Raw genomic sequence first — 10,910 nt, 5'->3', positions numbered from 1 at the left:
CCGCCTGCGCCCGGCGACGGGTCTGGCGGCGGCGGGCCTCGTCGTCGTCATGCTCGGATCGGGCTGCGCCGCACTTACCGGTGACACGGGCTCCGACGAGCTCGGCCAGTTCCTTTCGGCGCTCGAGACCGGCGACCTCGCGGGCGCCGCGGCGCTCACCACCGACCCGGCCGCGGCGGAGGAATCTCTCACGGCGAGCGTCGCGGGCCTGGGCTACCCGGCGCTGTCCACGTCCGCAGACGGCGACCGCCCCGACCAGGAACCCGTCCCGGTGGAGTTCACGTGGAACCTGGGGGACGGTTCCGGAGGTGAAGAACAAGGAGACGACGACAACACCACCACCCCGGACACCAGCGGTGAGGCGGCGGCCGACGAGCGCATCGCGACCACGTCCGGGCAGGCCGGCACCGTCAAGGTGGGCGAGGAGTGGAAGGTGCAGTGGGAGCCCACGATCCTGGACTCCCGACTCGTCGCGGGAGGCGCCCTCGCCTACTCCGACCTGCTGGACTACGACACGAACATCCTCGACCGCACCGGCGCGCCACTCATGCAGTGGACGCCCGTCACGGCGGTGACGCTCGCGCCGGACGCTGCCGGAAGCGCCGATGCCGTGGCGGGGCTCGTGAGTGGGGCGGCGCCGACCATCACGGGGCAGTCAATCCGCGACGGGATGGCGGAGCACCCGGAGCAGCCGTATCAGGTGGTGGCGCTGCGGCCGGATGACATCGACCCGATCCGTGAGCAGTTGGCCGCCGTGCCTGGGGTGTCGCTACCGGAGCAGGGACAGCTGATCCGCACAGATCGCGAGCTGGACTCTCCGGTTTTGGACGGTCTGCCTAACGCGTGGACCGAGGCACTGCAGGCCGAGGGCGGCTGGTCGGTGGACATCGTCAACCCCGGCGTCGAGCCGATCGAGGTGGCCGGGGCGCCCGTGGGTGAGGTCGAGGATTTGACGTCGACGCTGCAGATCTCGATGCAGCAGGCCGCACAGTCGGCGGTGGACGGCTCGGGGCAGGCGGCGTCGCTCGTGGCGATCCAGCCCTCGACCGGCGGCATCCTGGCGGTGGCACAGAATTCGGCCGCTGACCAGCAGGGGCCCGTATCGATGGAGGGCCGCTTCCCTCCCGGGTCGACGTTCAAGGTGGTCACCACGGCCGCCGCGCTCCAGGCTGGGGTCGTGGGGCCGGAGGAGATCGTGCCGTGCCCGGGCCAGATCACGGTGTCGGGTCGGACCATTCCGAACGACGACGACTTCGCGCTCGGCGACGTCCCGCTGGAGACCGCGTTTGCGCGCTCGTGCAACACCAGCCAGGCGGTGATCAGTGACCGTCTCGAGCCGTCCGCGATGAAGGACACCGCCGCGCAGTTGGGCCTGGGTGTGGGCTTCTTCGCCTCCGGCCTGAGCCCGAACGTGTTCACGGGGTCGGTGCCTGTCACCGAGCAGGGGCCGGCGCGGGTCGAGGCGTCGATTGGTCAGGGCGAGGTGCTGGCCAGCCCGTTCGGCATGGCGGTGATGACCGCCTCGCTCGCGAACAACGGCCAGATGATCCAGCCCCATGTGATCCAGGGCATGCCGGGTACGGCCAACGACTCGCCGGAACCGCTGCCGCAGAACGTCGTGGACACGCTTCGCCGGTACATGGAGCAGACCGTCCAGACCGGCACTGCCACGGCCGCGAACTCGGTGCCCGGCCTCGGCGGCAAGACGGGCACCGCGGAGGTCGGCTCGGGGCCGTCGCACGGCTGGTTCGTGGCCACGACCGGCGACATCGCCGTGGCCGTGCTGATCGAGGGCGCCGGCTCCTCCGGCCCCGCGGTCTCCATGGCGGCGGGCTTCCTCAACGCGGCAGGCCAGCCCGCGGCCTGACGCTCATAGCGAGGCACCTTCGGTCCACCCCTGCCCCCGGCCAATCGAGCAGAGACTTCGGCTCAAATCGCGCGAGTAGATGTGCGCCGAACCCACTTCTCGATGCTGCGTGTGCGCTGACCCGGGTCGCGCACGGCATCGGTGATGGCGCAATTGCGCTCAAAGGCGGCCGGGCGCGGTAGTTTCGGCGTCATGCGTCTGAGTGACCTGCCCCTGCCCGATGCCGCGACCCGCCGCCTGGCTCGGCTGCCGTTCATGGCTCCGCCCTCCCCTGCTGACACGAACCGCCGGGTGCTCATCACCGGCGGCGCCTCGGGTCTAGGGCTCGCGCTGGCCACTGCGTTCCTGGAGCGTGGCGACCGGGTGATGATCGCCGACCTCGCGCCCGCCGATGAGCGGCCCGAGTCCATTCCGAAGGACGCCCGTTACGTGCGGCTCGATGTGCGGTCTGAAGAGGAGTGGAAGGCCGCCCGCGAGGAGATCGGCGAGGTCTGGGGCGGCCTCGACGTCCTGGTGAACAATGCCGGGATTGCGCAGGGCGGCCGCATCGAGATGCTGACCGAGGAGGATTGGCGGCAGATCACCGACATCAACCTGCTGGGCGTGGCCCGCGGCTGCCGGACCTTCGTGCCGCAGCTCAAGGCCCAGGGGCACGGCCTGATCGTCAACACCGCCTCACTGGCCGGGCTCGTGCATCCGCCCACCATGTCCTCCTACACCGCGGTCAAGGCGGCCGTGGTCGCGATCTCGGAAAGCTTGCGCTGGGAGCTCGAGCCGTTCGGGGTGACGGTGGCGGTGGCCTGCCCGTCGTTCTTCCGCACCAACCTGGCCTCGAGCCTCAACTCCTCCGACCCGGCCGCCGCCGGGTTCGCGTCCAAGCTGATCGACCGCTCCGAGCGTGGCGCCGACGAGATCGCGGCCGAGATTGTGGCCGCCCTCGATCTGGGCGAGTTCCTGATTCTCCCCGACCCAGATGCCCGCAAGTCCTACCGCGGCAAACGTCTCCTGCCGGTGGCCTACACCAAGACGATGACCGAGATGGGCCGCAAGTTCGCGGCCGCGACAGGCCGAGGCTAAGGCCACCGGCCGACCCCGACGCGATCACATCCAGACGCCCGCCTGGCGGACCAGAAGCACGGCGGCCACGATGATAAGTGCCAGACCGGACAGGCGCGTCACGAATCCGGCGACGGACGCCCGCCCGCTCAGGAAGCGTGCCGCCAGCAGGCCCACGGCGAAGTAGACCACCGCGGTACAGGCGACGTGCACCGAGCCGAGGACCATCATCTGGGCCGGCATCGGCAGGGCCGCATCGGGCGAGGCAAACGGCGGCAGCAGCGCCCCGAGCAGCAGGATGACCTTGGGATTGAGCAGGCTCACTCCCACGCCACGCGCGAACTGCCCACTGCTGGAAGCCGCGGTCCCCTGCGTGTCAGTGGCAGCGGCCAGTTCGCCGCCGCCCTGTTCGCGGATCATCCCCACACCCAGCCAGCCGATGTAGAGCGCACCGACCACTGTGAGCACGCCGAGGATCATCGGATCCCCGGTGAGCAACAGGCCCAGGCCGGCCGCCACCACGACGGTGGCGGCCAGGTGCCCGGAGAGCATGCCGCTGATCGCGGGCACCACGGAACGGTTCCGCAGGCCGGACGAGATCGCGTACGCCCAGTCCGCCCCGGGCGTGAGGACGAACAGCATGGACACCGCCCAGAACGCGGCGACAGAGGTGAGTGGCATACCTGAAATGCTATGAGCGAACCGGCGAGAAGTGCTCCCGACTTACTCGCCAAAATGGTCCTTTCGCGAGAAGATATCCCGCATGGATCGTATTGATCGAAATATTCTCCTTTCTCTCCAGGAGAAGGGCCGTCTGACGCTTGCCGAGATCGCCGACCGGGTGAGGTTGAGCGTGTCGTCGTCGCACCGGAGGCTCCGCGCGTTGGAGACCTCCGGCGCGATCTCCGGCTACCGGGCGGTGATCAATCCGTCGGCGGTGGGACTGGACTTCGAAGCGCTCGTTTTTGTGACCATGCGAAACGGTGAGAAGGCCTCGCTCACCGCGTTCGAGGCGGAAGTGGCGAAGCTGCCGGACGTGGTCTCGGCGCAGCGTCTGTTCGGCGAGCCCGACTATCTACTGCGGATCCTCGTTGCCGACCTCGGCGCGTTCCAGCGGCTGTACGACGAGAGCCTCGCCGGCCTGCCCGGCGTCGGGAATCTCCGGTCGACTCTGGTGATGCGGACGGTCGTGGAAGACCGCGGCGTCCCGCTATGACAAAGCCCGGCGTCCCGCTCTCACAGGTAGAGAGCGGAACGCCGGGGTGGGCACTGCTGGCCGGGTGGTGCGCCCGGTGTGTAGTTCCTAGAAGCTCCCGCAGTCGTTCGGCGCGGGTACCCCGGCGAGACGATCCATGAGGAACTGCACGCCGGGCTCGAAGTTGGCCACCGCCGCGGCGACGTGGTTAAGGGTTCCGATCTTCGGCGTGGGGTCATGGTGGAAGTGGACCGTGGCCCCCTGCTCACACCAGTTGCGGCCGAGTTCCTCGACCTGACCCACCGGGATGGTGTCATCGGTGATGCCACCCGCGAGCATGACCGGGACGGCCGGGACACGCTTTCCGATGCGCTGCTCCTCCATCACCCGAAGGGCGTCGGGCTCATTGCGGATCAGCGTGCCGAGCGGCTGCCCGGTGTTGGTCCACTGTGAGGTGTGGTTTCCGCCGTACTGCATCCGGATGTCCAGCAGACACATGGTGCTCATGTCCTTGAGAGCGTGACGCCCCGCATCGGTGACGTTTCGGTCGATGACACCCTGCAGCTCCGGGTATCGATCCGCCATCCCGTTGATCGCGAAGCCGATCGCGCCGAAGAGTTGAGTGCCGTCGATGTGGTCGAGCACCGCGAGCAGGTCGGCGGGCGGGGCGGACGCATACGCGGCTCGGATGTCCAGTTCCGGGGCGTACTCTCCGGCAAGCTCCACAGCCGCCGCCGAGGCGCCGCCGCCCTGCGAGTGGCCCCAGAGCAGCACCGGGGTCGACGGCTCCGCGGACCGGGCCACCGCCGCCCGGGCCCCGTCGAGCATCGCGTGGGCGGTTTCGGAGCGGACGCCGTAGGTGTGGATGCCGGGAGTGCCCAGCCCGATGTAGTCCGGAACCATGACCCGGAAGCCCCTTGAGGCCAGAACAAGCGCGAATCCCTCCTCGTAAGAGGGCATCGGAACGCCGGTCCGCGGATTGGTACCCACGCCGGTCTCGATGTTGCGCGACGGCGCACACTCGTCTGCCTGCCCCTGCGTTCCGGGGCCGATGACCACCGTCGGCCGGGGACCTGGGCCGTCCCACGGGGCAGTCGACTCGTACAGGGCGCCCGAGGTGGCGATGGGCGCACCGTTGATGTCGGCGGTCTGGTAGATCATCCGCTCCGCTGTCGCGGGCAACGGCGACTGAAGCGGCGGCAGTCCCGGCACACCCGCGGTGAGCGGGAGTGGCGCGGGCGCCGACCGGAAAATGTGGCCGGCGGGAGCCTCGGGAAGCCCCTGAGTGTCATAGAACTGGCCAGGCTGATCGAAGGGCTCAGCAGCGGCGGCCGGTGCCCCGAGAGTGGTGACGGTGATCGCGAGGGCGGCGGCAACGCTCAGCAGTGAGGCGCCCCGGCTTCGAATTGTGACGGATCGCATAGGCGGAAACTACTTGGCAGACGTCATTGGATGGTCGGTCACGTCAGCTGCCGACCGCTGATCCCGATGGCAATGCGAGCGCCAGTGGTGGCGTCCGCACCCGGGGCGTCTCGCGAAGCGGGCCCCGATTTCCCGGCACCGCGGGGCTCCCCACGTACCCTTCTCACCATGACCCCCTCGACGATTCTGTCCCGCGCTGACCTCGATTTTCTCCTGCATGACTGGCTCCGGGTATCCGAGTTGTGTGAGCGGGAGCGCTACTCAGACCACTCGCGGGAGACGATCGACGCGGTGATGGACCTGTCCGCCGAGCTCGCCGAGAAGTACTTCGCGCCCCACAATCGCAAGGCCGATCTGAACGAGCCGCGCCTGGTGGGCGAGGAAGTCGAACTCATCCCTGAGATCGGCGAGGCACTGCGCCGGTTCGCCGACGCCGACCTCGTGGGGGCCGCCATGGACGCCAAGGTCGGCGGCATGCAGCTGCCCTACACCGCATACCTGGCGTGCATGGCCTGGTTCTACGCCGCCAACGTCTCCACCGCCGGCTACCCGCTGCTCACCACCGGCAACGCCAACCTGCTGCTCACCCACGGCAGCGACGAGCAGATCGACCGCTACGTCCGCCCGATGCTCGAAGGTCGCTTCACCGGCACCATGTGTCTGTCCGAGCCGCAGGCGGGCTCCAATCTGGCCGACATCACCACACGCGCCGAGCCGCAGCCAGACAGTACGTACAGGCTGTTCGGGCAGAAGATGTGGATCTCCGGCGGCGAGCACCAGTTGGCAGAGAACATAGTCCACTTGGTGCTGGCGAAGATCCCCGGTTCGCCGGCGGGAACCCGGGGAATAAGCCTGTTCATCGTGCCCAAATTCCTGGTCAACGACGACGGCTCGCTGGGTGAGCGCAACGACGTCGTCGTCACCGGCCTCAACCACAAGATGGGGTTCCGCGGCACGGTCAACACCGCCCCCAGCCTGGGTCAGGGCCTGCACACCCCCGGCGGCGAGGCGGGCGCGGTGGGCTACCTCGTGGGCGAGGAGAACACGGGCCTGAAGAAGATGTTCACGATGATGAACGAGGCCCGCCTCGGCGTCGGCCTGGGGGCCACCGCCCTGGGCTACACCGGCTACCTCAAGTCGCTCGACTACGCGCGCAGCCGGCCCCAGGGCCGCCAGGTCGGCGCGGATCCGGCGTCTCCGCAGGTTATGTTGACCGGCCACGCTGACGTGCGGAGGATGCTGCTCGCCCAGAAGTCCTACGTTGAGGGCGCGTTGGCGTTGGGCCTGTATTGCGCAAGGCTTGTCGACGACGAGAAGTCCGGAAGCCCGGAGCAGGCGGCTGCGGCCAAGACCGTTCTGGACGTTCTCACCCCGATCGCCAAATCGTGGCCGTCACAGTGGTGCCTGAAGGCCAATGAGCTGGCGATTCAGGTGCTCGGCGGGGCCGGATACACGATCGACTACGACGTGGAACAGCACTACCGCGACAACCGGCTCAACCCGATCCACGAGGGCACCCACGGGATCCAGGGGCAAGATCTGTTGGGTCGCAAGGTGCTCGCGGGCGGGGGCGCCGGGCTGACCGCACTGACCGAACGGATCACGGCCACGTGCGACCGGGCGGCCGCGGCCGACGGGTCCGGCGGATCCGGCGGATCCGGCGATTCCCACGCGCCTGACGGGTCCCACGGGGATGAGGCCGAGCTCGCGGCGCTTCTGCGGCCGCGGGTCACCCGGCTCATCGAGGTCACCACCGAGCTTGCGACGGTGGGCGCGAGCGACCCCGAGGCGTTCCTGGCCGATGCCACCGAATACCTCGAGGCCACCGGGCACATCGTGATCGCGTGGATGTGGCTCGAGCAGGTCCTCGCGCTGGGTTACCGCGGCGCGGGCGACGGCTCGGGCGGCGGCTCGACGGACGCTTTCGCGGCGGGCAAGTGGCAGGCCGCGCGCTACTTCATCCGTCGAGAACTGCCGATTGTCGACGCCAAGTTCGACCTGCTGGCCGCCGGCGATCGCACGACTCTCGACATGCGCGACGACTGGTTCTGACCGGTCGGACTTGCGTTACCTCTTTGAGCCATTCCGGGCACGCACACGGCTCTGAAACGAGCACACCGGGCGCGCAACCAGCGCGCCCGGTGCTCAGTGCTCGGTGTCCGCGGGCCCGGAGCCCGCGAGCCCTGTCACTCCTCGGGGACGAGCACCTGATCGACGAGGTAAACCGTCGCGTTGGCGGTCTCGACGCCGCCACAGATGACGTTCGCACCGTTGACCGTGAGCTCATCGCCCTCACCGGCGACGTCGACGTCCGCGCCGTTGAGGGTGGCCTGCATGCCCACCACGTCCTCGGGCGTCAGCTGACCCTCCACCACGTGGTAGGTGAGGATGTCGGTGAGCATCTCCGGGTTGGTCTTGAGCTGCTCCATCGTGGCCTCGTCCACCTGGGCGAAGGCGTCGTCGACGGGCGCGAAGACCGTGTACTCGCCACTGTTGAGGGTGTCGACCAGGTCGACCTCCGGGTTCACGCCGCCGGAGACGGCCTGCGTGAGCGTGGTGAGCAGCGGATTGTTGGAGGCCGCGGTGGCGACCGGCTCCATGGCCATGCCCTCGACCGAGCCGGGGCCGTCCGGGTTGGCCTCGGCGTAGTCGGTGCAGCCGGGGCCGACGAGGCTCGCCGGCTCGGCAGCGGCCTCGGACTCCGTGGCGGAGGTGTCGGAGGATTCCATCTCAGACGAGGTGGTCATGGCGGAGGATGCGGTGTCGCCCTCGGCGTCGGTCGAACCGTCGTCGGTGGAGCAGCCGGCCAGGACGAGTCCGCCCACAGCAGCGGCGGCGGCAACGGAGGCGATGCGCCGGGAGATCGTGGTGCCCATGATGGTGATCCTTTCGGTTGAGCCCTGATCACCGATCGGCGATCTGCGGTGGGCTCCGTGTGCTGGGTCACCGGTGGTTCGGCACTGCAGACGTAGCGGATGGGTGCGGATCACACTTTTTTCAGACCGGTCCGAACGGTGCCCGGCTCCGAACTCCTTGCATGAACACATCGAAGGGTCGGCCCGTCCGGCGACCCGGCCACCTCCCCGCTGCACCAGCACGCGCCCTGTCGGGTCTGCTCGCGGTGGGAGTTGCGCTGTCGATCGGACATGCAGCCGCCGTCGCCGTCGACACGGCGAGCTCCCCATTTCTCGCGGTAGCCGACTCCGTCGTAGACCACGCCCCGGCACCGGTGCGCGAGGCGACGATCGACCTGCTCGGCACAGCCGACAAGCCCGCGCTCCTGATCGGACTGTCGGTCATCCTCGCCATTGCCGGCGTGGTGGCGGGCCTACTAGAGAGGCCACGGCGACCGATCGGCTCCGTCGTGATCGCCGTACTCGGCCTCGCCGGTGCACTCGCCGCGGCGGCCCGGCCGGGCGGCGGCCCCCTCTGGGCACTACCGACTCTGCTCGGCGCGGCCGCCGGTATCGTGACTCTACGCCTGTTGATCCAGACTTTGCTCCGGGGTCGGGACGCGAAAAAGTCGGACCCAGCCGAGCGTGCGACCGAGAAACCGACGGAGCAACCGACCGAGCCCGCCTCGTCGCCCGGCCCGGACCGCCGTCGATTCCTCATCCTGGCCGGCTCGGCCGTCGCGGTGATCGCGGCCGCGGGCGCCACGGGACTCGCACTGGGCCGACGGGCAGCGGACGTGGTGGCCGAGCGCGCCGGCCTGCGCCTTCCCCGCGTCTTGCCGCGCCAGGCAGCCCCCGCGGTGCCGGCCGACATTGTCCCCAACACCCCCGGCGTGACCCCGTTCCTCACGGACAACGCCGAGTTCTACCGCATCGACACCGCGCTTCGAGTCCCCGCGCTCGCGGCCCGCGACTGGCGGCTGCGCATCCACGGGATGGTCGAGCGGGAGATCGAACTCGACTGGGACGACCTGATCGCCCGCGAGGCACAAGAACGCATCGTCACCCTGACCTGCGTGTCCAACGAGGTGGGCGGCGACCTCGTGGGCACCGCCGCCTGGACCGGCTTCCCGATCGCCGACCTGCTGGCCGAAGCCGGCCCACTGTCGGGCGCCGACATGCTGCTGTCCACCTCGGTCGACGGGTGGACCGCCGGCACCCCGATCGAGGCACTCACCGACGGCCGCGACGCCCTGCTGGCCGTGGGCATGAACTGCCAACCCCTGCCGCTGGACCACGGCTATCCCGTCCGGCAGATCGTCCCGGGCCTGTACGGCTACGTCTCGGCCACCAAATGGGTGGTCGACTGGGAGGTGACCCGCTTCGACAGCGCGAGGGCCTATTGGACAGATCGCGGCTGGTCCGAAAAAGGCCCGATACGGACCGCGAGCAGGATTGACCGACCGGCCCCGCTGGCGGAGTTGGAGCCGGGCCTCGTCGTCGTCGCCGGCACCGCGTGGGCCCAGCAACGGGGAATCGAGCGAGTCGAGGTGCGCGTCGACGACGGCCCCTGGCGCGACGCGCGGCTCTCCCCCGCCTACTCGCTCGACACCTGGCGCATGTGGTCGTTCGACTGGATGGCCGAACCGGGCCTGCACACGCTGCACGTCCGCGCCACCGACGGCCGGGGCGAGGTGCAAACGGAGGAGCGGCGCCCGACCGTCCCCGACGGCGCCACCGGCTGGCACAACCGCACCTTCCGGGTGGGGTCGTCATGACCGCCCTCGCCACGCCGCACACCGCGCTGAACGCCGCGCCCTACGACGCTGAGCACGCCACGCCGCACGCCGCGCCGGTACCGCGCGCGACGCCCCGCACTACACTGACGCTCGTGTCCGAGCCCACCGCCCAGCCGTCGGTCGATCCAGGGCGTCTGCTGGAGCTCGCGGGCGCAGGCGATCTCGATGCGTTCGCCCGCTTCTACGATCTCCTCTCGCCGCGCGCGTACGGCCTCGCACTGCGGGTGCTGCGCGACCCGGGATTCGCCGAGGAGACCGTGCAGGAAGTGTTTCTACAGGTGTGGAAACAGGCATCCAACTACCGGCCGTCGCTCGGTTCCGTGCAGTCGTGGGTGCTGACCATCACCCATCGCCGCGCCGTGGATCGCGTCCGTGCCGAGAGCGCGGCCACCCGGCGGGATGAGGCCGACGCCGCCGCGGGGATCGCCGCCGGGACAGCGGAATCCGGTGATGTGGCCGAGCAGGTCACCGAACAGCTTTCCCGCGACGAGGACGCCGCCCGCGTTCGCGGCTGCCTGGACACGCTCACCGACACCCAGCGCGAGTCCATCGAGATGGCCTACTTCAACGGCCTGACCTACCGCGAGGTCGCCGACAAACTGGAGGCCGCCCTGCCCACGATCAAGTCCCGGATCCGCGACGGCCTGCGGCGGCTGAAGAATTGCTTGGGAGGTGCG

The 10,910-nt window shown here is 69.5% G+C and carries 9 protein-coding genes; 6 read left to right on the top strand and 3 right to left on the bottom strand.

All coding sequences use genetic code 11. The features are described from left to right. Both G6016_RS13835 and G6016_RS13830 read left to right on the top strand, forming a co-directional pair. Window positions 1-1,867, top strand: a 1,867-nt coding sequence (locus G6016_RS13835) for a penicillin-binding transpeptidase domain-containing protein (RefSeq protein ID WP_182633210.1), incomplete at its 5' end; no start/stop codon positions are given. Between the two features lie 192 nt (window positions 1,868-2,059). Beyond that, a complete protein-coding gene (locus G6016_RS13830) occupies window positions 2,060-2,944 on the top strand; it encodes an SDR family NAD(P)-dependent oxidoreductase (RefSeq protein WP_182633209.1) in 885 nt (294 codons plus the stop codon). Window positions 2,945-2,968: 24 nt separating this feature from the next. On the opposite strand, the gene G6016_RS13825 is transcribed toward G6016_RS13830, so the two are convergent. Then, window positions 2,969-3,604, bottom strand: a complete 636-nt coding sequence (locus G6016_RS13825) for a LysE family translocator (protein WP_182633208.1) — start codon at window positions 3,602-3,604, stop codon at window positions 2,969-2,971. Between the two features lie 82 nt (window positions 3,605-3,686). Here G6016_RS13825 and G6016_RS13820 point away from each other — a divergent pair, with 82 nt between their 5' ends. Then, window positions 3,687-4,139 carry an Lrp/AsnC family transcriptional regulator gene (locus tag G6016_RS13820; protein ID WP_182633207.1) on the top strand — a complete coding sequence of 151 codons (453 nt, stop codon included), beginning with the start codon at window positions 3,687-3,689 and terminating at the stop codon, window positions 4,137-4,139. An 87-nt stretch (window positions 4,140-4,226) separates the two neighbouring features. Here the strand turns inward: G6016_RS13820 and G6016_RS13815 are convergent, their stop codons facing one another. Further along, window positions 4,227-5,540 carry a lipase family protein gene (locus G6016_RS13815; RefSeq protein WP_182633206.1) on the bottom strand — a complete coding sequence of 438 codons (1,314 nt, stop codon included), beginning with the start codon at window positions 5,538-5,540 and terminating at the stop codon, window positions 4,227-4,229. Window positions 5,541-5,708: 168 nt separating this feature from the next. Between G6016_RS13815 and G6016_RS13810 the strand changes: the two genes are divergently transcribed. Continuing rightward, window positions 5,709-7,592, top strand: a complete 1,884-nt coding sequence (locus G6016_RS13810; RefSeq protein WP_182633205.1) for an acyl-CoA dehydrogenase — start codon at window positions 5,709-5,711, stop codon at window positions 7,590-7,592. Between the two features lie 134 nt (window positions 7,593-7,726). Here G6016_RS13810 and G6016_RS13805 read toward each other — a convergent pair whose 3' ends face one another. Further along, window positions 7,727-8,416, bottom strand: a complete 690-nt coding sequence (locus tag G6016_RS13805; protein ID WP_182633204.1) for a fasciclin domain-containing protein — start codon at window positions 8,414-8,416, stop codon at window positions 7,727-7,729. Window positions 8,417-8,577: 161 nt separating this feature from the next. On the opposite strand from G6016_RS13805, the gene G6016_RS13800 reads away from it, so the two are divergent. Next, entirely contained in the window at window positions 8,578-10,212 is a 1,635-nt protein-coding gene (locus tag G6016_RS13800) for a molybdopterin-dependent oxidoreductase (RefSeq protein WP_182633203.1), read from the top strand. Continuing rightward, window positions 10,209-10,910 (top strand): ECF RNA polymerase sigma factor SigK (sigK, locus tag G6016_RS13795; RefSeq protein ID WP_182633202.1); only part of this gene is annotated, 702 nt, incomplete at its 3' end. The genes G6016_RS13800 and sigK, both read left to right, overlap by 4 nt.

The sequence above is a fragment of the Dietzia aerolata genome, assembly GCF_014144865.1.
Classification (GTDB): domain Bacteria; phylum Actinomycetota; class Actinomycetes; order Mycobacteriales; family Mycobacteriaceae; genus Dietzia; species Dietzia aerolata.
Note: the sequence above shows the minus strand (reverse complement) of the source record. Positions and strands in the feature narration are given on the sequence as shown.

Coding starts and splice junctions, on each gene's coding strand:
- G6016_RS13830 (WP_182633209.1), top strand. CDS start 2,060: ATGCGTCTGAGTGACCTGCCCCTGCCCGATGCCGCGACCCGCCGCCTG.
- G6016_RS13825 (WP_182633208.1), bottom strand. CDS start 3,604: ATGCCACTCACCTCTGTCGCCGCGTTCTGGGCGGTGTCCATGCTGTTC.
- G6016_RS13820 (WP_182633207.1), top strand. CDS start 3,687: ATGGATCGTATTGATCGAAATATTCTCCTTTCTCTCCAGGAGAAGGGC.
- G6016_RS13815 (WP_182633206.1), bottom strand. CDS start 5,540: ATGCGATCCGTCACAATTCGAAGCCGGGGCGCCTCACTGCTGAGCGTT.
- G6016_RS13810 (WP_182633205.1), top strand. CDS start 5,709: ATGACCCCCTCGACGATTCTGTCCCGCGCTGACCTCGATTTTCTCCTG.
- G6016_RS13805 (WP_182633204.1), bottom strand. CDS start 8,416: ATGGGCACCACGATCTCCCGGCGCATCGCCTCCGTTGCCGCCGCCGCT.
- G6016_RS13800 (WP_182633203.1), top strand. CDS start 8,578: ATGAACACATCGAAGGGTCGGCCCGTCCGGCGACCCGGCCACCTCCCC.